The organism is Enterobacter chuandaensis, assembly GCF_003594915.1.
GTDB classification, from domain to species: Bacteria; Pseudomonadota; Gammaproteobacteria; order Enterobacterales; family Enterobacteriaceae; genus Enterobacter; species Enterobacter chuandaensis.
Genome location: NZ_QZCS01000002.1, coordinates 49,097 through 70,582 on the forward strand (window position 1 = coordinate 49,097; position 21,486 = coordinate 70,582).

At 54.9% G+C, this 21,486-nt stretch carries 22 protein-coding genes and 5 tRNA genes; 8 read left to right on the forward strand and 19 right to left on the reverse strand.

The window, feature by feature from the left end; translation table 11 throughout:
• Positions 1-63 precede the first annotated feature (63 nt).
• The 6 genes from modF to gpmA all read left to right on the forward strand — a co-directional run bounded on the left by modF (position 64) and on the right by gpmA (position 6,955).
• On the forward strand, positions 64-1,536 hold the full coding sequence (gene modF, locus D5066_RS03390; protein ID WP_119915066.1) for a molybdate ABC transporter ATP-binding protein ModF: 1,473 nt from the start codon (positions 64-66) through the stop codon (positions 1,534-1,536).
• A 200-nt stretch (positions 1,537-1,736) separates the two neighbouring features.
• Positions 1,737-2,753 carry a UDP-glucose 4-epimerase GalE gene (gene galE, locus D5066_RS03395; protein ID WP_080327857.1) on the forward strand — a complete coding sequence of 339 codons (1,017 nt, stop codon included), beginning with the start codon at positions 1,737-1,739 and terminating at the stop codon, positions 2,751-2,753.
• Positions 2,754-2,762: 9 nt separating this feature from the next.
• A complete protein-coding gene (gene galT, locus D5066_RS03400) occupies positions 2,763-3,809 on the forward strand; it encodes a galactose-1-phosphate uridylyltransferase (protein WP_119915067.1) in 1,047 nt (348 codons plus the stop codon).
• 4 nt (positions 3,810-3,813) lie between these two features.
• Positions 3,814-4,962 carry a galactokinase gene (galK, locus tag D5066_RS03405; protein WP_119915068.1) on the forward strand — a complete coding sequence of 383 codons (1,149 nt, stop codon included), beginning with the start codon at positions 3,814-3,816 and terminating at the stop codon, positions 4,960-4,962.
• The gene (gene galM / locus D5066_RS03410; RefSeq protein WP_119915069.1) at positions 4,956-5,996 is read left to right on the forward strand and encodes a galactose-1-epimerase; all 1,041 of its coding nucleotides are present in this window, start codon (positions 4,956-4,958) and stop codon (positions 5,994-5,996) included. Before galK ends, galM begins: the two co-directional genes overlap by 7 nt.
• Before the next feature lie 206 nt (positions 5,997-6,202).
• A complete protein-coding gene (gpmA, locus tag D5066_RS03415) occupies positions 6,203-6,955 on the forward strand; it encodes a 2,3-diphosphoglycerate-dependent phosphoglycerate mutase (protein WP_015367652.1) in 753 nt (250 codons plus the stop codon).
• 61 nt (positions 6,956-7,016) lie between these two features.
• Here the strand turns inward: gpmA and aroG are convergent, their stop codons facing one another.
• A complete protein-coding gene (gene aroG, locus D5066_RS03420; protein WP_119915070.1) occupies positions 7,017-8,069 on the reverse strand; it encodes a 3-deoxy-7-phosphoheptulonate synthase AroG in 1,053 nt (350 codons plus the stop codon).
• Between the two features lie 303 nt (positions 8,070-8,372).
• Between aroG and D5066_RS03425 the strand changes: the two genes are divergently transcribed.
• Positions 8,373-8,753 (forward strand): protein YbgS, encoded by a 381-nt coding sequence (locus tag D5066_RS03425; RefSeq protein ID WP_119915071.1) that lies wholly within the window; start codon positions 8,373-8,375, stop codon positions 8,751-8,753.
• Positions 8,754-8,858: 105 nt separating this feature from the next.
• A complete protein-coding gene (zitB, locus tag D5066_RS03430) occupies positions 8,859-9,797 on the forward strand; it encodes a CDF family zinc transporter ZitB (protein WP_119915072.1) in 939 nt (312 codons plus the stop codon).
• Here zitB and pnuC read toward each other — a convergent pair.
• From pnuC to cydA, 18 genes are all read right to left on the reverse strand, one after another.
• Positions 9,794-10,513, reverse strand: coding sequence for a nicotinamide riboside transporter PnuC (pnuC, locus tag D5066_RS03435; protein WP_080327863.1), 720 nt, complete (start codon positions 10,511-10,513; stop codon positions 9,794-9,796). The genes zitB and pnuC overlap by 4 nt on opposite strands.
• 23 nt (positions 10,514-10,536) lie before the next feature.
• Entirely contained in the window at positions 10,537-11,580 is a 1,044-nt protein-coding gene (gene nadA / locus D5066_RS03440; protein ID WP_119915073.1) for a quinolinate synthase NadA, read from the reverse strand.
• 191 nt (positions 11,581-11,771) lie between these two features.
• Positions 11,772-11,847: transfer RNA gene (locus D5066_RS03445), tRNA-Lys, on the reverse strand.
• A 23-nt stretch (positions 11,848-11,870) separates the two neighbouring features.
• A tRNA-Lys gene (locus tag D5066_RS03450) sits at positions 11,871-11,946 on the reverse strand.
• Between the two features lie 46 nt (positions 11,947-11,992).
• Positions 11,993-12,068: transfer RNA gene (locus D5066_RS03455), tRNA-Lys, on the reverse strand.
• A 3-nt stretch (positions 12,069-12,071) separates the two neighbouring features.
• Positions 12,072-12,147: transfer RNA gene (locus D5066_RS03460), tRNA-Val, on the reverse strand.
• A gap of 27 nt (positions 12,148-12,174) precedes the next feature.
• Positions 12,175-12,250 (reverse strand) — tRNA-Lys (locus D5066_RS03465).
• 161 nt (positions 12,251-12,411) lie between these two features.
• Entirely contained in the window at positions 12,412-13,206 is a 795-nt protein-coding gene (cpoB, locus tag D5066_RS03470) for a cell division protein CpoB (protein ID WP_119915074.1), read from the reverse strand.
• Between the two features lie 9 nt (positions 13,207-13,215).
• On the reverse strand, positions 13,216-13,737 hold the full coding sequence (gene pal, locus D5066_RS03475; protein ID WP_003858578.1) for a peptidoglycan-associated lipoprotein Pal: 522 nt from the start codon (positions 13,735-13,737) through the stop codon (positions 13,216-13,218).
• 35 nt (positions 13,738-13,772) lie between these two features.
• Complete coding sequence (gene tolB / locus D5066_RS03480) at positions 13,773-15,065, reverse strand: Tol-Pal system beta propeller repeat protein TolB (RefSeq protein WP_013097529.1); 1,293 nt, start codon at positions 15,063-15,065, stop codon at positions 13,773-13,775.
• Between the two features lie 134 nt (positions 15,066-15,199).
• Positions 15,200-16,453: a cell envelope integrity protein TolA gene (gene tolA, locus D5066_RS03485; RefSeq protein WP_119915075.1), complete on the reverse strand. Its 1,254-nt coding sequence runs from the start codon at positions 16,451-16,453 to the stop codon at positions 15,200-15,202.
• A gap of 28 nt (positions 16,454-16,481) precedes the next feature.
• Positions 16,482-16,910, reverse strand: coding sequence for a colicin uptake protein TolR (tolR, locus tag D5066_RS03490; protein ID WP_003858589.1), 429 nt, complete (start codon positions 16,908-16,910; stop codon positions 16,482-16,484).
• A gap of 3 nt (positions 16,911-16,913) precedes the next feature.
• A complete protein-coding gene (gene tolQ / locus D5066_RS03495) occupies positions 16,914-17,606 on the reverse strand; it encodes a Tol-Pal system protein TolQ (RefSeq protein ID WP_008501101.1) in 693 nt (230 codons plus the stop codon).
• Positions 17,603-18,007, reverse strand: a complete 405-nt coding sequence (gene ybgC / locus D5066_RS03500; RefSeq protein WP_003858593.1) for a tol-pal system-associated acyl-CoA thioesterase — start codon at positions 18,005-18,007, stop codon at positions 17,603-17,605. The genes tolQ and ybgC overlap by 4 nt, the downstream gene beginning before the upstream one ends.
• Before the next feature lie 148 nt (positions 18,008-18,155).
• A complete protein-coding gene (gene ybgE, locus D5066_RS03505) occupies positions 18,156-18,446 on the reverse strand; it encodes a cyd operon protein YbgE (RefSeq protein WP_080327867.1) in 291 nt (96 codons plus the stop codon).
• Positions 18,446-18,559, reverse strand: a complete 114-nt coding sequence (gene cydX / locus D5066_RS03510; RefSeq protein WP_003858598.1) for a cytochrome bd-I oxidase subunit CydX — start codon at positions 18,557-18,559, stop codon at positions 18,446-18,448. Before cydX ends, ybgE begins: the two co-directional genes overlap by 1 nt.
• 14 nt (positions 18,560-18,573) lie before the next feature.
• Complete coding sequence (cydB, locus tag D5066_RS03515; RefSeq protein ID WP_119915076.1) at positions 18,574-19,713, reverse strand: cytochrome d ubiquinol oxidase subunit II; 1,140 nt, start codon at positions 19,711-19,713, stop codon at positions 18,574-18,576.
• Positions 19,714-19,728: 15 nt separating this feature from the next.
• Positions 19,729-21,297: a cytochrome ubiquinol oxidase subunit I gene (gene cydA, locus D5066_RS03520; RefSeq protein WP_080327869.1), complete on the reverse strand. Its 1,569-nt coding sequence runs from the start codon at positions 21,295-21,297 to the stop codon at positions 19,729-19,731.
• Positions 21,298-21,486 lie beyond the last annotated feature (189 nt).

Sequence of the window (21,486 nt, forward strand, 5' to 3'; positions counted from 1 at the left end):
ATTGACAATCGCGTCGACAGTGCGTATCCCTGACAGCTGTTGCTGCAAAAAATGGGATAAATCATGTCATCATTGCATATTTCGCAAGGCACGTTTCGTCTTAGCGATACCCGAACGCTGAGGATTGCCGATCTAACAATACGCGCGGGTGAAAGCTGGGCGTTTGTCGGTACTAACGGCAGCGGTAAATCCGCGCTGGCCCGCGCGCTGGCCGGAGAGCTTCCCTTTCTTAAAGGCGAATGCCGTAGCGATTTCACGCGCCTGAAGCGCCTTTCCTTTGAACAGCTGCAAAAGCTGGTCAGTGACGAATGGCAGCGCAACAACACCGATTTACTCAGTCCTGGCGAAGAAGACACTGGCCGCACAGCGGCAGAAATTATTCAGGATGAGGTGAAAGATCCCGCCCGCTGCCAGCATCTGGCTGAACAGTTTGGCATTTCCGCGCTGCTGAACCGGCGCTTTAAGTACCTCTCTACCGGCGAGACGCGAAAAACGCTGCTGTGTCAGGCGCTCATGGGGCAGCCGGAGCTGCTGATTCTGGATGAGCCCTTTGACGGGCTGGATGTTCACTCCCGCGCCCAGCTGGCTGCCCTGCTGGGCTCGCTGAACCAGGAAGGCTATATGATCGTACTGGTGCTGAACCGCTTTGACGAAATTCCTGATTTCGTGCAGAACGCGGGCGTGCTGGCAGACTGTAGCCTGATCGAAACCGGGGAAAAATCCACGCTGCTCAGGCAGGCGCTGATTGCCCAGCTTGCGCACAGCGAAAAAATGGCGGGCATTGCGCTGCCGGATCCCGACGCGCCGGCAGCACGCCACGGTCTCGATCCCCGACAGCCGCTTATCGTCCTGCGCGATGGCGTCGTCTCCTATGACGAACGACCGATCCTGAATCACCTCAGCTGGACGGTCAATCCTGACGAACACTGGCAGATTGTCGGCCCCAACGGTGCGGGGAAATCCACGCTGCTGAGCCTGGTAACCGGCGATCACCCGCAGGGCTACAGCAACGATCTGACGCTATTTGGCCGCCGTCGCGGCAGCGGCGAAACCATCTGGGATATCAAAAAGCACATTGGCTACGTCAGCAGCAGCCTGCACCTGGATTACCGGGTCAGTACTACGGTACGGAACGTGATCCTTTCCGGGTATTTTGATTCCATCGGCATTTATCAGGCGGTGTCGGACAAACAGCATAAGCTGGCCCAGCAGTGGCTGGATATTTTGGGCATGGACAGCCGGGTCGCTGACGCGCCGTTTCATAGCCTGTCGTGGGGGCAGCAGCGCCTGGCATTGATCGTACGCGCGCTGGTAAAACACCCGACGCTGTTAATTCTGGACGAGCCGCTTCAGGGACTCGATCCGCTTAACCGACAGCTGGTCCGCCGCTTTGTGGACGTGCTGATTGGCGAAGGCGAAACGCAACTGCTGTTCGTTTCACACCATGCCGAAGATGCCCCCGCCTGTATCACCCATCGCCTTGAGTTTGTCGCCTGCGGCGAGGGTTATCGCTACCTTCTCAGCAACCTCGAGTAACCATGGAGGGCATTGCCCTCCTCTTTTCAGATAACTTGCATCAATACATCCCTATCTCTTTGATCTAGAATGCTCTGAGTCATCAAAAAAGTGAGTATGAAAACGAGTGTAAACGATTCCACTATTTTATCCCATGTCACACTTTTCGCGTCTCTGTTATGCTATGGTTATTACATACCATAGGCCCAATGGAGCGAATTATGCGAGTTCTGGTAACAGGTGGTAGCGGTTACATAGGAAGTCATACCTGTGTGCAGCTGCTGCAAAATGGTCACGATGTGATCATCCTCGACAACCTGTGCAATAGTAAGCGCAGCGTGCTGCCGGTGATTGAACGTCTTGGCGGTAAACAGCCGACCTTCGTGGAAGGCGACATCCGCAACGAAGCGCTGATGACCGAGATCCTTCACGACCACGCCATCGAAGCGGTGATCCACTTCGCGGGTCTGAAAGCGGTTGGTGAATCCGTTGCGAAACCGCTTGAGTATTACGACAACAACGTCAACGGCACCCTGCGTCTGATCTCCGCCATGCGCGCGGCGAACGTCAAAAACTTTATCTTTAGCTCCTCCGCCACCGTCTATGGCGATCAGCCAAAAATCCCTTACGTGGAAAGCTTCCCGACCGGCACGCCGCAAAGCCCGTACGGAAAAAGCAAGCTGATGGTGGAACAGATCCTGACCGACCTGCAAAAAGCCCAGCCAGAGTGGAGCATCGCGCTGCTGCGCTACTTCAACCCGGTTGGCGCGCATCCTTCTGGAGACATGGGTGAAGATCCGCAGGGTATCCCGAACAACCTGATGCCGTACATCGCCCAGGTGGCCGTGGGTCGCCGCGACTCGCTGGCGATTTTTGGCAATGACTACCCGACCGAAGACGGTACCGGCGTGCGTGACTATATTCACGTGATGGATTTAGCAGACGGCCACGTTGCGGCCATGCAGCAGCTGGCTGACAAGCCGGGCGTGCATATTTACAACCTCGGCGCCGGGGTCGGCAGCAGTGTGCTGGACGTGGTCAACGCCTTCAGCAAAGCCTGCGGTAAGCCGGTGAACTACCACTTCGCGCCGCGTCGCGAAGGCGATCTTCCGGCTTACTGGGCCGATGCCTCCAAAGCCGACAAAGAGCTTAACTGGCGTGTCACCCGCACGCTTGATGAAATGGCACAGGATACCTGGCACTGGCAGTCTCGCCACCCGCAGGGTTATCCGGACTAAGGATCCTTCATGACTTCGTTTAATCCCGTCGATCATCCGCATCGTCGTTTTAACCCGCTAAGCGGGCAATGGATTTTGGTCTCTCCGCATCGCGCCAAGCGCCCCTGGCAGGGGGCGCAGGAGACGCCTGCAAAACAGACGCTGCCACAGCACGACCCGGACTGCTTCCTCTGTCCGGGCAACACGCGCGTGACCGGGGATAAAAACCCGGACTACAAAGGCACCTTCGTGTTTACCAACGATTTTGCCGCCCTGATGACAGACACCCCGGACGCGCCCGCGAGCCACGACCCGCTGATGCGTTGCGAAAGCGCGCGCGGTACCAGCCGCGTCATTTGCTTCTCGCCCGATCACAGCAAAACGCTGCCGGAGCTGAGCGTTGACGCCCTGAAAGAGGTGGTCAGCACCTGGCAGGCGCAAACCGCTGAGCTGGGGCAGAGCTACCCGTGGGTGCAGGTATTCGAAAATAAAGGCGCGGCGATGGGCTGCTCTAACCCGCATCCGCACGGCCAAATCTGGGCGAACAGCTTCCTGCCCAACGAAGCCGAGCGTGAGGACCGTCTGCAAAAAACCTATTTCGCAGAAAACGGCTCACCTATGCTGGTGGACTACACTCAGCGCGAGCTGGCCGACGGCAGCCGTACCGTCGTGGAAACCGAACACTGGCTGGCGGTCGTGCCTTACTGGGCCGCCTGGCCGTTCGAAACGCTGCTGCTGCCGAAAGCGCACGTTCAGCGCATTACCGATCTCAGCGACGCGCAGCGTGATGACCTTGCGCTGGCGCTGAAAAAGCTGACCAGCCGTTACGACAACCTGTTCCAGTGCTCCTTCCCCTACTCCATGGGCTGGCACGGCGCACCGTTTAACGGTGAGGATAATCAGCACTGGCAGCTGCACGCCCATTTCTATCCGCCGCTGCTGCGCTCCGCGACGGTGCGTAAATTCATGGTGGGCTATGAAATGCTGGCGGAAACCCAGCGTGACCTGACGGCGGAACAGGCGGCAGAACGTCTGCGTGCCGTCAGCGACGTCCACTATCGCGAATCAGGAGTCTAAAAAAATGAGTCTGAAAGATAAAACACAATCCCTGTTTGCTGAGAAATTTGGCTACCCTGCCACCCACGTTATTCAGGCGCCAGGCCGCGTTAACCTGATCGGTGAACACACCGACTACAACGACGGTTTCGTGCTGCCGTGCGCCATTGATTACCAGACGATCATCAGCTGTGCAAAGCGCGACGACCGTAAAGTCCGCGTGATTGCGGCGGATTACGGTAATGAGACGGACGAGTTTTCCCTTGATGCTCCGATTGTGACGCACGACAGCCAGCAGTGGTCTAACTACGTGCGCGGCGTGGTGAAGCATCTGCAGAAGCGCAACAAGAATTTTGGTGGCGCCGATTTAGTCATCAGCGGCAACGTGCCGCAGGGTGCGGGCTTAAGCTCGTCGGCCTCGCTCGAAGTGGCCGTGGGAACCGTCTTCCAGCAGCTGTATCATCTGCCGCTGGACGGGGCGCAAATTGCCCTGAACGGTCAGGAAGCGGAAAACCAGTTTGTGGGCTGCAACTGCGGCATTATGGACCAGCTGATCTCCGCGCTCGGTAAAAAAGAGCACGCGCTGCTGATTGACTGCCGTTCGCTTGGCACCAAAGCTGTTCCGCTGCCAAAAGGCGCGGCCGTGGTGATCATCAACAGCAACTTTAAACGCACGCTGGTGGGCAGTGAGTACAACACCCGCCGCGAGCAGTGTGAAACCGGCGCGCGCTTCTTCCAGCAGCCTGCCCTGCGCGACGTAACGCTTGATGAATTTAACAAAGTGGCGCATGAGTTGGATCCGGTTGTCGCCAGACGCGTGCGTCACGTGCTGACCGAAAATGCCCGTACCGTTGAAGCCGCCTCCGCGCTGGCGAAAGGCGACCTGAAGCGAATGGGTGAGCTGATGGCGGAATCTCACGCCTCCATGCGCGATGATTTTGAGATCACCGTTCCGCAGATCGACACCCTGGTGGACATCGTCAAAGCGGTTATTGGCGACAAAGGTGGCGTGCGCATGACGGGCGGCGGTTTTGGTGGCTGCATCGTCGCGCTGGTGCCTGAAGAGCTGGTCCCTGCCGTCCAGGACGCCGTGGCGAAGCAGTACGAAGCGAAAACAGGTATCAAAGAAACCTTCTATGTATGTAAAGCATCACAAGGAGCCGGACAGTGCTAAACGAAACGCCTACCCTCGCACCGGATGGACTGCCGTATCGCCTGTTAACCCTGCGCAACAGCGCGGGGATGGTGGTTACGCTGATGGACTGGGGTGCGACCCTTCTTTCTGCCCGTGTACCGATGCCGGACGGCAGCGTGCGCGAAACCCTGCTGGGCTGCGCCTCGCCCGAGCAGTACGTTAATCAGTCTGCCTATCTGGGCGCATCCGTGGGGCGCTATGCTAACCGCATCGCGAAGAGCCGTTTTGAACTCGACGGCGTGCAGTACCCCCTGCTGCCAAGCCAGGGCGAAAACCAACTGCACGGCGGCCCGGACGGGTTTGATAAGCGCCGCTGGAAGATCGTTCGTCAAAACGACGGCGAAGTGCTGTTCTCGCTGGATTCGCTTGATGGCGATCAGGGCTTCCCGGGGAACCTTACCGCGTCCGCGCGCTTTACGCTGACGGACGATAACCGTATTGCCATTGAATACCGTGCGACGGTCGATAAGCCGTGCCCGGTTAACCTGACTAACCATGCGTATTTCAACCTGGACGGTAACCAGTGCGACGTGCGCAACCACAAGCTGCAGATCCTGGCGGATGCGTATCTGCCGGTTGACGAGATGGGCATTCCGTATCAGGGCCTCAAAGACGTGAGCGGGACCAGCTTTGATTTCCGCAGCGCTAAGGTTATCGCCGAGGATTTCCTGAGCGATGACGATCAGCGCAAGGTAAAAGGTTACGATCACGCGTTTCTGCTGCAGGCAAAGGGCGACGTGAAACAGCCTGCCGCGCAGGTCTGGTCTGCGGATGAGAAACTGCAGATGACGGTGTATACCTCCGCCCCTGCCCTGCAGTTTTACTCAGGCAACTACCTCGGCGGCACGACGGCGCGCGAACACGATGAGTACAGCGACTGGCAAGGACTGGCGCTGGAGAGCGAGTTCCTGCCGGACAGCCCAAACCATCCGGAATGGCCGCAGCCGGACTGCGTGCTGCGCCCGGGTGAAGAGTACGTGAGCGTAACGGAATACCATTTTATTTCACATTAATTTCCCGCCCTCCCCCCCGGAGGGCTTTTTTCTGCGCCTCTTGCTGAAAATAGCGCCGATCGCAGACAAAATCATAACCCTGAATTCACAAGCATCTTACACTCAGAGACTATTTTCGCTATGGTTAGTGTTAAGCGTTGCTGGTGGCACGGCCACGGCAATATAATGAGAATTGTTATCATTCTAAAATGCTTGAGGAGTAAGATATGGCTGTAACTAAGCTGGTCCTGGTGCGTCACGGCGAAAGCCAGTGGAACAACGAAAACCGCTTTACCGGTTGGTACGACGTTGATCTGTCCGAGAAAGGCGTAAGCGAAGCAAAAGCAGCGGGTAAACTGCTGAAGGAAGAAGGCTTCAGCTTTGATTTTGCTTACACCTCTGTGCTGAAACGTGCCATCCACACCCTGTGGAACGTGCTGGATGAACTGGATCAGGCCTGGCTGCCGGTAGAGAAATCCTGGAAACTGAACGAGCGTCACTACGGTGCGCTGCAGGGTCTTAACAAAGCGGAAACCGCTGAGAAATACGGCGACGAGCAGGTTAAGCAGTGGCGTCGCGGCTTCGCGGTAACCCCGCCAGAGCTGACCAAAGATGACGAGCGCTATCCAGGCCACGACCCGCGCTACGCGAAACTGACCGACGCTGAGCTGCCAACCACCGAGAGCCTGGCGCTGACCATCGACCGCGTGGTGCCTTACTGGAACGAAACCATTCTGCCACGCCTGAAAAGCGGCGAGCGCGTGATCATCGCCGCTCACGGTAACTCCCTGCGTGCGCTGGTGAAATACCTGGACAACATGGGTGAAGACGAAATTCTCGAACTGAACATCCCAACCGGCGTACCGCTGGTGTATGAGTTCGACGAAAACTTCAAGCCAATCAAACATTACTATCTGGGTAACGCGGACGAGATCGCAGCGAAAGCAGCGGCTGTGGCGAACCAGGGTAAAGCGAAGTAATTTTCGCCAGATATAAAAAAAGCGCGGAGCCTTCCGCGCTTTTTTATTTTTGCGAGAGAACTCAGCCGCGACGCGCTTTTACCGCATTCGCCAGCTGACGCAGGATGGTGTCGGTATCGTCCCAGCCGATGCAGGCATCGGTGACGCTCTTGCCATACACCAGCGGTTCGCTGCCTTCCAGGTTCTGGTTCCCTTCAACCAGATGGCTTTCAATCATCACCCCGATCACCGCCTTCTCACCACCGGCAATCTGCTGACAGACGTCTGCCCCGACTTCCATCTGTTTTTTAAACTGCTTGCTGGAGTTGGCATGGCTGAAGTCGATCATAACCTGCGGTGGCAGCCCCGCTTTTTCCAGCCCGGCCTTCACCTCTGCCACATGTTTTGCACTGTAGTTTGGCTCTTTACCGCCGCGCAGAATGATATGGCAGTCACCGTTCCCGCTGGTGTTAACGATGGCGGAGTGGCCCCATTTGGTCACGGACAGGAAGCAGTGCGGCGCACCCGCGGCGTTGATGGCGTCGATAGCCACCTTAATGGTGCCGTCAGTGCCGTTTTTGAAGCCCACCGGGCAAGAGAGACCGGACGCCAGCTCGCGGTGCACCTGAGATTCGGTGGTGCGCGCCCCAATAGCGCCCCAGCTCATCAGGTCTGCCAGGTATTGTGGCGTAATCATATCCAGGAACTCACCGGCCGCAGGCAGGCCGCTGTCGTTGATCTCCAGCAGCAGCTTGCGGGCAATGCGCAGTCCATCGTTGATCTGGAAGCTGTTATCCATGTGCGGATCGTTAATCAGCCCTTTCCAGCCCACGGTGGTACGCGGCTTTTCAAAATAGACGCGCATCACAATTTCCAGCTCGCCCTTCAGCTCTTCGCGCAGCAGGAGCAGTTTTGCCGCGTACTCTTTTGCCGCAGCAGGATCGTGAATAGAACACGGGCCAATCACCACCAGAAGACGATCGTCATTACCTTTCAGGATCTTGTGGATCGCTTTACGAGCATGAGAAACCGTGTTTGCGGCATTTTCAGTGGCGGGGAATTTCTCAAGGAGTGCTACAGGAGGTAATAACTCATTGATCTCTTTAATGCGTAAATCGTCGTTCTGATAATTCATTTTCTTTCCAGCTCTGCCATATCTTTAGTAATGAAAGCAATCCTTTCAATCTATCTTGTCGACCAGGAAGTGTAAACACGGTTTTACACTTCACGCAGATAATTCCTGGAATTCGCCTAAAAATCGCCACAAAATAGCGAAAAATGAGATCTAACCTAAGCTTTTTAACTGTAACAACCATTTTTAAACGCTTAAACGCGATTCCCTACTGACGAAAGTCCGTAAGGCGGAATCTTTCGCCTCTGAAAAGATGCACTGTTGGAGAATGTTATCCAGCGTAACGACAAGAACAGGAGCACCATCATGAAAATGACAAAATTGACCACCCTCTTCCTGACTGCCACACTCACCCTTGCCAGCGGCAGCGTCCTGGCCGCAGAAACGGGTGCTTCAGACAGCAACGGCGATGCGAATGCGGCCGCCGCAGCAGGCCAGCCCGCTCCTGATGCGAAACAGAATATCGCCCCAAATAATGTCGATAACAGCCAGATCAATACCGGCAACACCAATACCGGCGGTACCATGCTGCATCCGAACGGTAGCGCTTCCGGTACCATGAATCATGACAATATGAGTTCGGATGAGGTTCACAAGAACTCGATGTGTAAGGACGGCAAGTGCCCGGATCCGAACGACAAAGTGGGTAATGACGCCAACACTAAAACCGATGGCACAACCCAATAATTCTTGATGCGTTAAATGCGAAAGGAGAGCCCAGGCTCTCCTTTCTTTTTGGAGTAACCTGTTAAAAACGCTACACTAAAATAATAACGAATCAGGAAAGCAGACATGGCGCACACCCACTCACCCTCATCTTCTCCCGGCAATGACAATGCAAAACGACTGATGCTGGCCTTCGGCGTTACGGCCACATTTATGGTTATCGAGGTCATTGGCGGCCTGGTCTCCGGCTCGCTGGCGCTGCTGGCTGATGCCGGACACATGCTGACCGATGCCGCAGCGCTTCTTTTCGCCCTGCTGGCGGTGCAGTTTGCCCGTCGTCCTCCTAATGCGCGCCACACTTTCGGCTGGCTGAGGCTGACCACCCTTGCCGCGTTTGTTAACGCCATCGCGCTGGTGGTTATTACTGTTCTTATCGTCTGGGAGGCCGTACAGCGCTTCAGGCACCCGCAGCCGATCGCCGGGACAACAATGATGGTCATTGCCGTGGCGGGGCTGCTGGCAAATATTCTGGCGTTCTGGATTTTGCACCGCGGCAGCGGGGAAAAGAACCTCAACGTGCGCGCTGCGGCTCTGCACGTGCTGGGGGATTTACTCGGCTCAGTCGGAGCGATTGTCGCTGCGCTGGTGATCCTCTACACAGGCTGGACGCCTGTCGACCCGATTCTCTCCGTGCTGGTGTCGTGTCTGGTCTTACGCAGCGCCTGGCGACTGCTGAAGGAGAGCGTGAATGAACTGCTGGAAGGGGCACCGGCATCGATGGGCATTGACGAGCTGAAGCGCAACCTGCGCCGTACAGTCCCGGAAGTGCGTAACGTTCACCATGTTCACGTCTGGCTGGTGGGTGAAAAACCGGTCATGACGCTGCACGTTCAGGTGATCCCACCTCATGACCACGATGCGCTGCTTGAGCGCATCCAGCACTTTCTTGAGCACCACTATGAGATTGGCCACGCCACCATCCAGATGGAGTATCAGCCCTGTAGCGGGCCGGACTGCCACCTTAACGAGGCGCAGTCCGACCATTCACATCATCATCACCATTAGCTGGAAAGCGCGTGTGAGCCTCGCTCATGCGCGCTCTTGATCCACATCCTGCTGCCGTTCAGGGCAATGAAGGTCAGCAGCAGATATTCCAGCGACATCGCATAGACGCCCTGCAGCGCAAAAATCACCACGCTGATGACGTTGATAATCACCCACAGCAGCCAGTTCTCAACGTATTTACGGGTCATCAGGACCATCGCCGCGATCGACAGCACCATCATGCAGGAATCCCAGAACGGGAAGGCATCCGGCTGAAGCTCTGGCATCGCCACATTCAGGCCCATAGCGGACATGACTGAAACAGCAATGCGGGTCAGGAATGCAAACACCGGGTTGATGTAGACGGTCATTAAACCAATGGCGACGACGCACGCAACGAACCAGGCGATGGCTTTCGGCAAGGGCAGCCAGCGGATCTGCAGCTCAGCCTCCTGCTGGCTGTTCTGCCGGGACCAGGCATACCAGCCGTAAATATTGGCGGCGAAGAAGAACAGCTGCAAAAGCAGGCTGGCGTACAGCTGGATCTGAAAGAAGATAATCGCAAACAGCGTAACGTTAATCAGCCCGAACGCGTAGTTGCTGATCTTCTCCAGGCTTGCCAGCCAGATACAGAGCAAACCCGCCAGCGTGCCTACGGCTTCAATCCATGACAGGTCATAGCCACCTGCACCAATCGGTATATGAACCAGAATGTTCTGCGTGCTAAAAAAATCCATCTTTTCCCCAGGGCGTTTTTGAATTAAGTACGTAGTGTAGCCGCAAAATCCAGCATGCGGTTAAGCGGAATTAACGCACCTTCACGCAGAGCGGCGTCCACATGGATTTCATGTGCTGCACCGCCTGTCTCGAGCCCTTCGGCAATGGCCTTCAGGCCGTTCATCGCCATCCACGGGCAATGCGCGCAGCTGCGGCACGTTGCGCCCTCGCCCGCCGTTGGCGCTTCCAGCAGTTCTTTCTCCGGTACGGCCTGCTGCATCTTATAGAAGATACCGCGATCGGTCGCGACGATGAGCTGCTTGTGCGGCAGCGTTCTGGCCGCGTTGATAAGCTGGCTGGTTGAGCCAACCGCATCGGCCATATCGACAATCGACTGCGGTGATTCAGGGTGAACAAGAATCGCGGCGTCAGGATAAAGCGCCTTCATACGGGACAGCGCCTGGGTCTTGAATTCGTCGTGCACAATGCAGGCGCCCTGCCAGCAGAGTACGTCAGCCCCCGTCTGCTTCTGAACGTAATTGCCGAGATGGCGGTCAGGCGCCCAGATAATTTTCTCGCCAAGGCTATCCAGATGTTCAATCAGCTCAACGGCAATGCTGGAAGTGACAACCCAGTCTGCGCGCGCTTTTACCGCCGCAGAGGTATTGGCGTAAACCACCACGGTACGGTCAGGATGGGCGTCGCAGAAGGCAGTGAATTCGTCAATCGGGCAGCCGAGATCGAGCGAACATTCCGCATTGAGCGTCGGCATCAGAATGGTTTTTTCCGGGCTGAGAATTTTTGCCGTTTCACCCATGAAGCGCACGCCTGCGACCAGCAGCGTGGACGCGGGGTGTTTTGCACCGAAGCGCGCCATCTCCAGCGAGTCGGAAATACACCCGCCGGTCTCTTCCGCCAGCTGCTGGATTTCCGGATCAGTGTAGTAATGGGCCACCATCACCGCATCCCGCTCTTTCAGAAGACGTTTGATCTTCTCGCGGTAGAATTGCTTTTCATCCTGGCTTAATGGCACAGGCTTTGGCGGAAACGGATAGATTGCGGCTTCAGGATCGAACATCACACTCATTATGGCTTCTCGTTTTACTGGCTTAACAATATTGCCTTTCTTTTGCCTGACAAAGCAAAACGTGCGGCAATTGTGTTTTGTATACTAAACAAGATAGCGAATCTGGAGTGAAAAGTCACCGGGAATAGATATGAAGGGCATTTGTAGAACTGCAGATAGCAAAAAAGCGCCTTTAGGGCGCTTTTTAACATTGGTGGGTCGTGCAGGATTCGAACCTGCGACCAATTGATTAAAAGTCAACTGCTCTACCAACTGAGCTAACGACCCCTTGCGGGATTTTTTCTTCGAAGTGGTGGGTCGTGCAGGATTCGAACCTGCGACCAATTGATTAAAAGTCAACTGCTCTACCAACTGAGCTAACGACCCATTCGGGTGCTGACTTCGAAGATTTTTACTCGGTACCACTTTAAAGTGGTGGGTCGTGCAGGATTCGAACCTGCGACCAATTGATTAAAAGTCAACTGCTCTACCAACTGAGCTAACGACCCGAGTGGTGGGTGATGACGGGCTCGAACCGCCGACCCCCTCCGTGTAAAGGAGATGCTCTACCAACTGAGCTAATCACCCACTTTGTACTGCCGATAATGCGTTAAGTGGTGGGTCGTGCAGGATTCGAACCTGCGACCAATTGATTAAAAGTCAACTGCTCTACCAACTGAGCTAACGACCCACTTTTACGCTGTTTTCACGTTGTTTGATATCCCGTGGCAACGGCGGCATATATTACTGATTTAAGAATTCAGCGCAACAAAAATTTCGATGAAGATCACTTAACTGCTTACGAATCATGCTGCACGACCAGAAATAACGCGATTTCTGGTCATGCGATAATCATCCCATCGAATTCAGGCGTTTTTGCGCCTGCTTAGCACCTTCGGTGCCCGGGAATTTTGCGACCACCTGCTGATAAACCGCTTTGGCTTTCGCCGTGTCGCCTTTGTCCTGCATGATCACGCCAACCTTAAACATCGCATCCGGCGCTTTCGGCGATTTCGGGTAATTTTTTACCACGGAGGCAAAATAAAACGCCGCATCGTCCTTTTTACCCTTGTTGTAATTCAACTGACCGAGCCAGTAATTCGCATTTGGCTGATAGGTTGAGTCAGGGTATTTCTTAACAAAGTTCTGAAACGCTGCCAGCGCGTCATCCTGACGAGATTTATCCTGCACCAGGGCAATGGCCGCATTGTAATCCGTATTCGCGTCACCGCTCTGTACAGGCGCCCCTGTTGAGGCTGAAGCATCAGCAGACGGCGCAGGCGCTGAGGTTGCCGCGCCGCTTTGATCGCCCGCTGCGGGCTGTGCTGCTGCACCGCCGCTGCTCAGGCTATCTATCTGCAATAAAATTTGCTTCTGACGTTCCACAACCTGGTTAAGCTGATACTGACTTTCCTGAATCTGGCCACGGAGAGAGTCAATATCGTTTTGGTTATCGGAAAGTTGCTGCTGGAGTTGGGTTAAAAGCTGACTGTGAGCGTTAGAAATACGCTCGAGCTGAGTGACCCGGTCTTCTACCGAGCCTGAGCCGACACTACTGATTGGTGCCTGAGCAAAAGCGGCCCAGGGGGCCGCTATTCCAACCAGTAACGACAGACTCAACAGATGATGTCTGAAGTTACTGCTCATGCAATTCTCTTAGTAAACCAGTACGGCACGACGGTTTTTGGAGTAAGCCGCTTCGTCGTGACCCAGTACTGCAGGTTTTTCTTTACCGTAAGAAACGATGGAGATCTGGTCAGCAGAAACGCCTTTACCCTGCAGGTACATCTTAACGGCGTTCGCACGACGTTCACCCAGGGAGATGTTGTACTCTGGAGTACCACGTTCGTCCGCGTGACCTTCTACGGTGACTTTGTAAGATGGGTTGCTACGCAGGAAGTTTGCGTGCGCATCCAGCATCGCAGCGAAGTCAGAACGGATGTCGTATTTATCCAGATCGAAGTAAACGATGTTGTTCTGCTGCAGCTGCTGCATCTGAAGACGCGCTTGCTCTTCAGAAGACATGTTGCCATTGCCGTTCGCGTCCATACCGGTGCCGGCACCCATCATGCCTTCGCCGCTCTGGTCATTGCTTGCGTTCTTGTTAGAAGAACACGCTGCGATTGCCATTACAGGCAGAGCGATCATCAGCCCCTTCAGCACTTTGTTCAGTTGCATTTCTATGATTCCTTTAGTAATCAATTAATTATTATTTACAGATACGGCGACCAGGCAGGTGATTTTACCTGTCCATCAGTTGCCGGAATACGCGCTTTGAAACGCCCATCTGTAGAAACCAGATTCAGCACAGATCCCATCCCCTGAGAAGAGCTGTAGATTACCATAGTGCCGTTAGGTGCCAGACTTGGCGTTTCATCCAGGAACGTTGACGACAGAACTTGAACGCCACCCGCTACCAGATCTTGTTTGGCAATGTGCTGCTGCCCACCGTTGGAGCTGACCATTACCATGAATTTACCGTCGCTGCTCACGTCTGCGTTCTGGTTCTGAGAGCCTTCCCAGGTGATACGCTGCGGAGCACCGCCGTTGATGTTGACTTTATAGATTTGTGGACGGCCAGCCTGGTCAGAGGTAAACGCCAGGTTTTGGCTGTCCGGGAACCATGACGGTTCGGTGTTGTTGCTGCGACCGTCGGTCACCTGACGGATCTGACCAGAGCCGATGTCCATTACGTACAGGTTCAGGCTACCGGTTTTAGACAGCGCAAAGGCCAGCTTAGAGCCGTCCGGCGAGAACGAAGGTGCACCGTTGTGGCGTGGGAACGACGCAACCTGACGCACCGCACCGTTTGCCAGCGTCTGGATAACCAGCGCAGAACGACCGCTTTCGAAGGTCACGTAAGCCAGTTTAGACCCGTCCGGAGACCAGGCTGGAGACATCAGCGGCTGTGAAGAGCGTTTCACCAGGAACTGGTTGTAGCCGTCGTAGTCAGATACGCGCAGCTCATACGGGAACTGGCCGCCGTTGGTCTGTACCACATAAGCGATACGGGTACGGAACGCCCCTTTAATACCGGTCAGTTTTTCAAATACCGCGTCGCTAGCCGCGTGTGCCGCATAGCGCAGGTATTGTTTAGTGACCTTGTAAGAGTTCTGTGCCAGAACGGTACCCGGCGCACCGCCGGTATCCACCAGCTGCCAGGCCACGTTGTAAGAACCGTCCGGGTTAGGCGTAACCTGCCCCACCACCACGGCATCGATACCCAGCGCAGACCATGCTGCAGGCTGGACTTCCTGCGCGCTGCCCGGCTGCTGAGGCAGACGAGAACGATCTAACGGGTTGAATTTACCGCTGTTACGCAGATCAGCCGCCACGATGCCGCCGGCATCTTCAGGCGCAGCGCCAGGACCGGCCCACTGGAACGGAACAACACCGATTGGGCGTGCCGAGTCCACCCCCTGGGTGATCTCGATACGTACTTCTGCGTGCAGGACTGCTGCCCACAGCATTAAAAAACTAAATGCTACACGTAATGCCTGCTTCATCATATCTCCCTTATCCGGGTAACCTTACCCACGATAATTTAGCAGAATGTTAACAAACTCAAATAGACAAAACTACCAGAACCCTGTGACTAAACCTGGTCTATTTTTCCCCGTTTGCACGGGGAAAATGTAACTTAAGGTTTGAAGTCCAGCGGCGCATTTTTGAAGACTTCGTAGACTGCCTGAGAAGGCGGTTTAGGCATCTTCGCCTGACGCGCTGCTGCCAGAGCCGCAGTACATAAAGCCGGGTCGCCACCTTCAGACTTAATATCAAGCAGCATGCCGTCCGGAGCCAGTTTTATACGCAGCGTACACGTTTTACCGGCATAGGAAGACGCATCATAGAACCGGCTTTCAATCGCCGATTTAATCTGCGCGGCATAGCCGTTGATTTCAGCCCCTGTCGCACCGTTACTCTTAGTGTTACCACTTCCGGTCGGCGCTGCGTTGTTTCCTTTCGCGCCACCGCCCGTTTTCGGTGCATTCTTACCGGAGCTTAAATCGCCCAGCAGATCGTCAACCCCTGCGGCGGCTGCGGCTTTTTCAGCGGCTGCTGCCTTTTTGGCTGCCGCTTTTTCAGCTGCTGCTTTCTTATCGGCAGCGGCCTTCTCAGCTGCAGCTTTTTTATCAGCAGCGGCTTTTTCAGCGGCGGCAGCTTTTTCTGCAGCAGCCTTCTCAGCCGCAGCAGCTTTCTTCGCAGCCTCGGCAGCCGCTTTCTTCTCTGCGTCCTGAGCGGCTTTCTTCGCGGCTTCCGCTTCAGCTTTCTTCTGAGCATCCGCAGCGGCTTTCTTCGCGGCTTCGGCTTCAGCTTTCTTCTGGGCATCCGCAGCGGCTTTCTTCGCGGCTTCGGCTTCAGCTTTCTTCTGAGCATCGGCAGCGGCTTTTTTCGCCGCTTCCGCCGCTAATTTCGCCTGGGCATCAGCCTGCGCTTTGGCATCCGCTGCGGCTTTTGCTGCCGCCGCTTCCGCCTGCTTTTGCTGTTCCTGCGCTTTTTTCGCGGCCTCTTCGGCTTGCTTCTGCTGCTCTGCCTGCGCTTTCGCGGCTTCCTGCGCCTGCAAACGTTCTTTCTCAAGCCGCTTCAGACGCTCCTGCTCGGCGGCCTGCTTTTCACGCAGCTCTTCCGCCTGCTGTTGCGCCTGTTTTTCACGCTGCTCTTCAGCCCGTTTGGCACTCGCTTTCTGCTGTTGCTCGCGATTATAGTTTTGCACTACCGCACCGGGATCCACCATCACGGCGTCAATGGAAGACCCTCCACCACCGCCCGCTGATGCATCAATATGCTCGTCGAACGAACTCCAGATCAGCGCTGCAAAGAGAATAACGTGCAGCACTGCGGAGACGATTATCGCTCGCTTAAGCTTGTCGTTCTGTTCGGTTGCCTTTGACACTATCGGTTCCCAAAAACTACGCGGATAATCAAATAGGTTGAGTCATTAAGCCAACTGACTTAACACCCGCACTATGTAGCAAGTTCAGCGCTTTAATAATTTCATCGTAGGGTACGTCTTTCGCGCCACCGATTAAGAAGACCGTTTTCGGATTTGATTCCAGACGACGCTGCGCTTCAGCAATAACCTGCTCTGGCGGCAGCTGATCCATACGATCTTTTTCTACCACGACGCTGTACTGCCCTACGCCGGAAACTTCAATGATGACCGGAGGATCGTCATTGGTGCTCACCGCCTGTGATTCTGTCGCATCCGGCAGATCGACTTCCACGCTCTGGGTAATGATGGGCGCTGTTGCCATGAAGATCAGCAGCAGTACCAACAGCACATCCAGCAGTGGCACGATATTGATTTCGGACTTGAGTTCGCGACGACCTCGTCCACGCGATCTGGCCATGGTTTACCCCTTGTTGCTCTCGGTGCTGGTAAACGCCTGACGGTGCAGAATCGCAGTGAACTCTTCCATAAAGTTGTCGTAGTTCAGTTCCAGTTTGTTCACGCGCTGGTTCAGGCGGTTGTAAGCCATAACCGCCGGGATTGCCGCAAACAGACCGATAGCGGTCGCAATCAGTGCTTCAGCGATACCCGGTGCAACCATCTGCAACGTCGCCTGCTTCACCGCGCCCAGCGCGATAAAGGCGTGCATAATCCCCCACACGGTACCAAACAGACCGATATACGGGCTGATGGAACCCACAGTGCCGAGGAATGGAATGTGAGTTTCGAGATTTTCCAGCTCGCGGTTCATAGAGATACGCATCGCACGCGATGCCCCTTCCACGACGGCTTCCGGCGCATGATTGTTTGCCCGATGCAGACGCGCAAACTCTTTGAATCCGCTATAGAAAATTTGTTCGGAGCCGGTCAGGTTTTCACGGCGACCCTGGCTCTCCTGATACAGACGAGAAAGCTCAATACCCGACCAGAACTTATCTTCAAAGGCTTCGGCTTCACGGCCAGCGGCATTGAGTATACGCGTTCTCTGGATAATGATGGCCCAGGATGCGATTGAAAAACCAATCAAAATCAACATGATAAGTTTAACCAGAAGGCTTGCCTTCAGGAACAAATCAAGGATATTCATGTCAGTCACTGCTTAAACTCCGCGACAATAGACTTAGGAAGCGCACGAGGCTTCATTATGGTTGGATCAACACAAACAATCAGTACTTCAGCTGAGTTCAGTACGGTGTTCTCTGCGTTGACTATCCGCTGCGTGAATACCAGTGAGGTCCCGCGCATTGATGTAATTTCAGTTTGGACTTCGAGCATATCGTCGAGTCTGGCAGGCGCAAAATACTCAAGCGTCATCTTGCGTACCACGAAGGCAACTCGCTCAGCCAACAGTACCTGTTGACTAAAGTGATGATGGCGCAGCATCTCTGTGCGTGCCCGTTCATAAAAAGCAACGTAGCTGGCGTGGTAAACCACACCACCGGCATCGGTATCTTCGTAATAGACACGAACCGGCCATCGAAACAGCGTTGTATTCACTTTACATCCCGGTAATACAAGAAAAGTTGGAGCTTTCAAACTTCGCTACTATACGCGCGGGAAAGATGGTTTGGAATGGGAGAAAGTAAACGGAGAGTAAATTTTTATGGGCTCGGGTAAGCCCATAACGTTAACGGACATTTCTTATTCAGAAGAAGAAGAAAATCAGACCTGCAAGAAGGACCAGATCGGCAATGAGTGGGCAGAAAAGACCCTGCCAGTGAACCGCTTTCGGACGAAAGCCCACGCCGTGAATCACACCTGCGCACACTGCCCACATTATGAGGAAGCCGTGCCAGATTTCCAGTTCGCTGGTCTTTGCCGCGAAACGCGACGGGTCCCAGAAAATGCAGCCTGCCAGCAGTAATGCCATCACTAAAGAAAGCGCCCGTAACGGGCGCTTATCCATTACCGCGTAAAGCTTCGCGATAATATTCATCAGTGTTTTTCTTCACCCGCTTTGGTCGCTTCTACATGCTCAAGCGCCAGGGCAGTGATGACACCAAATGCACAGGCAAGAAGCGTCCCTAAAATCCATGCGAAATACCACATATTCAGCTCCTTACTTAGTACATAGAGTGAGTGTTGCTTTCGATATGTTCCTTCGTGATACGACCGAACATTTTCCAGTAACACCAGATGGTGTAAGCCAGAACAATCGGAACGAACACGCAGGCAACATACGTCATCAGGTTCAGCGTCATATGGCTGGACGTTGCATCCCACATGGTCAGGCTAGCATTCAGCATGGTGCTGGATGGCATGACGAATGGGAACATCGCAATACCCGCCGTCAGGATGATGCACGCGAGGGTCAGTGAGGAGGAGACGAACGCCAGCGCGCCTTTCTCCAGACGAGACGTCAGCACGGTCAGCAGAGGCAGCAGTACACCCAGAGCCGGGATCGCCCACAGCGCAGGGGTATTGTTGAAGTTCACCAGCCATGCGCCAGCCTGACGCGCCACTTCTTTGGTCAGCGGGTTAGACGGTGCCGAGTGGTTGATCGCAGACGTCACCACGTAGCCATCAATACCGTACACCACCCACACACCGGCCAGAGCGAAGCAAACCAGCGTTACCAGTGCCGCAACCTGAGCAGTTGCACGGGAACGCAGGTGCAGTTCACCCACCGTACGCATCTGCAGGTAGGTTGCGCCCTGAGTGATGATCATCGCCACGCTCACCACGCCGGCCAGCAGGCCAAACGGATTCAGCAGCTGGAAGAAGTTACCGGTGTAGTAAAGACGCATGTATTCGTCCAGGTGGAACGGTACGCCCTGCAGCAGGTTACCGAACGCCACGCCGATCACCAGCGGTGGTACGAAGCTACCGATGAAGATGCCCCAGTCCCACATGTTGCGCCAGCGGGTGTCTTCAATCTTGGAACGGTAGTCGAAGCCCACCGGACGGAAGAATAAAGAGGCCAGCACCAGAATCATCGCCACGTAGAAGCCGGAGAACGCAGCCGCGTAGACCATCGGCCAGGCAGCGAACAGCGCGCCGCCTGCGGTGATCAGCCACACCTGGTTACCGTCCCAGTGCGGGGCGATGGAGTTGATCATGATTCGACGCTCGGTGTCATTACGACCGAGGAAACGGGTGAGCATCCCCACCCCCATGTCGAAACCATCCGTGACGGCGAAACCGATCAGCAGAACGCCAACCAGCAGCCACCAGATAAAACGCAATACTTCATAATCGATCATTTGATGACTCCTGTCTTAGCGTGCCGGCTGAGTAGTCGCAGTGGACTGCTCGTAGTGATAGCGACCGGTTTTCAGGCTGCTTGGGCCAAGGCGCGCGAACTTGAACATCAGGAACAGCTCAGCCACCAGGAACAGGGTGTACAGACCACAGATCAGCAGCATGGAGAAGATCAGATCGCCTGCCGTCAGGGAGGAGTTCGCTACCGCCGTTGGCAGTACCTCACCGATCGCCCATGGCTGACGGCCGTACTCTGCAACAAACCAGCCGGACTCAATCGCGATCCACGGCAGTGGAATACCGTACAGCGCGGTGCGCAGCAGCCATTTTTTCTCGCCGATGCGGTTGCGAATCACGGACCAGAAGGACGCCGCAATGATCAGCAGCATGATGACGCCGCAGCCCACCATGATACGGAATGCGAAGTACAGTGGCGCAACGCGTGGAATCGAGTCTTTGGTCGCCATCTGGATCTGCGCTTCCGTCGCATCAGAAACGTTCGGGGTATAACGCTTCAGCAGCAGACCGTAACCCAGATCTTTCTTCACGTCGTTAAACTGGTCGCGAACGGCCTGGTCGGTAGAACCGGCACGCAGCTGCTCCAGCAGCGAGTAAGCCTTCATACCGTTACGGATACGCTCTTCGTGCTGAACCATCAGCTCTTTCAGACCCGTTACCTGCTTATCGACAGAACGGGTTGCGATGATACCCAGCGCGTAAGGAATTTGAATGGCGAAGCGGTTTTCCTGCGCGTCCTGATCGGGAATACCGAACAGCGTAAAGGCAGCAGGCGCCGGCTGGGTTTCCCATTCGGCTTCGATAGCGGCCAGTTTGGTTTTCTGCACGTCGCCCATTTCGTAACCGGATTCATCACCCAGAACGATAACGGAGAGGATTGCAGCCATACCAAAGCTTGCAGCAATGGCAAAGGAGCGCTTGGCAAACGCGAAGTCACGACCGCGCAGCATATAGTAGGAGCTGATGCCCAGCACGAACATTGCGCCGCATACGTAGCCAGATGCCACGGTGTGAACGAATTTAACCTGAGCAACCGGGTTCAGGACCAGCTCGGCAAAGCTGACCATCTCCATACGCATGGTTTCGAAGTTGAAATCAGACGCGATCGGGTTCTGCATCCAGCCGTTCGCCACCAGGATCCACAGCGCGGACAGGTTCGAACCTAATGCCACCAGCCAGGTTACCGCCATATGCTGGACTTTACCCAGACGGTCCCAACCGAAGAAGAACAGACCTACAAAGGTGGATTCGAGGAAGAAGGCCATCAGACCTTCAATGGCCAGCGGCGCACCGAAGATATCCCCTACATAGTGGGAATAGTAAGACCAGTTAGTCCCGAACTGGAACTCCATGGTCAGACCGGTTGCCACGCCCAGTGCGAAGTTGATACCAAACAACTTGCCCCAGAACTTGGTCATATCTTTATAAATCTGTTTGCCGGAGAGGACGTAAACCGTCTCCATGATGGCCAGCAGGAACGCCATACCGAGCGTCAGTGGCACAAACAGGAAGTGGTACATCGCGGTCAAGGCAAACTGTAAGCGCGACAGTTCGACTACGTCTAACATTATGACTCCTTGCTCATCGCATGAAGACTCCGAGAGTGAACCCCGTCAGAGAGATCCACACGCATGCCCCAATACAAATTATTCGCATCCTGCTCATCGTTATTACCCTGGAGAAGGATAAAAACGATGACGACAGGTTACAAATAGGTTAATAAAAACTCAAATTGATCCCGCAAATATAATACGCTG

Excerpts from the sequence above, each read along its gene's own strand:
- aroG (WP_119915070.1), bottom strand. The coding sequence starts at position 8,069 with ATGAATTATCAGAACGACGATTTACGCATTAAAGAGATCAATGAGTTA.
- cydX (WP_003858598.1), bottom strand. The coding sequence starts at position 18,559 with ATGTGGTATTTCGCATGGATTTTAGGGACGCTTCTTGCCTGTGCATTT.
- cpoB (WP_119915074.1), bottom strand. The coding sequence starts at position 13,206 with ATGAGCAGTAACTTCAGACATCATCTGTTGAGTCTGTCGTTACTGGTT.
- tolB (WP_013097529.1), bottom strand. The coding sequence starts at position 15,065 with ATGAAGCAGGCATTACGTGTAGCATTTAGTTTTTTAATGCTGTGGGCA.
- gpmA (WP_015367652.1), top strand. The coding sequence starts at position 6,203 with ATGGCTGTAACTAAGCTGGTCCTGGTGCGTCACGGCGAAAGCCAGTGG.
- tolR (WP_003858589.1), bottom strand. The coding sequence starts at position 16,910 with ATGGCCAGATCGCGTGGACGAGGTCGTCGCGAACTCAAGTCCGAAATC.
- ybgE (WP_080327867.1), bottom strand. The coding sequence starts at position 18,446 with ATGAATATTATCGCGAAGCTTTACGCGGTAATGGATAAGCGCCCGTTA.
- zitB (WP_119915072.1), top strand. The coding sequence starts at position 8,859 with ATGGCGCACACCCACTCACCCTCATCTTCTCCCGGCAATGACAATGCA.
- D5066_RS03425 (WP_119915071.1), top strand. The coding sequence starts at position 8,373 with ATGAAAATGACAAAATTGACCACCCTCTTCCTGACTGCCACACTCACC.
- galT (WP_119915067.1), top strand. The coding sequence starts at position 2,763 with ATGACTTCGTTTAATCCCGTCGATCATCCGCATCGTCGTTTTAACCCG.
- cydB (WP_119915076.1), bottom strand. The coding sequence starts at position 19,713 with ATGATCGATTATGAAGTATTGCGTTTTATCTGGTGGCTGCTGGTTGGC.
- nadA (WP_119915073.1), bottom strand. The coding sequence starts at position 11,580 with ATGAGTGTGATGTTCGATCCTGAAGCCGCAATCTATCCGTTTCCGCCA.
- cydA (WP_080327869.1), bottom strand. The coding sequence starts at position 21,297 with ATGTTAGACGTAGTCGAACTGTCGCGCTTACAGTTTGCCTTGACCGCG.
- galE (WP_080327857.1), top strand. The coding sequence starts at position 1,737 with ATGCGAGTTCTGGTAACAGGTGGTAGCGGTTACATAGGAAGTCATACC.
- pnuC (WP_080327863.1), bottom strand. The coding sequence starts at position 10,513 with ATGGATTTTTTTAGCACGCAGAACATTCTGGTTCATATACCGATTGGT.
- galK (WP_119915068.1), top strand. The coding sequence starts at position 3,814 with ATGAGTCTGAAAGATAAAACACAATCCCTGTTTGCTGAGAAATTTGGC.
- pal (WP_003858578.1), bottom strand. The coding sequence starts at position 13,737 with ATGCAACTGAACAAAGTGCTGAAGGGGCTGATGATCGCTCTGCCTGTA.
- modF (WP_119915066.1), top strand. The coding sequence starts at position 64 with ATGTCATCATTGCATATTTCGCAAGGCACGTTTCGTCTTAGCGATACC.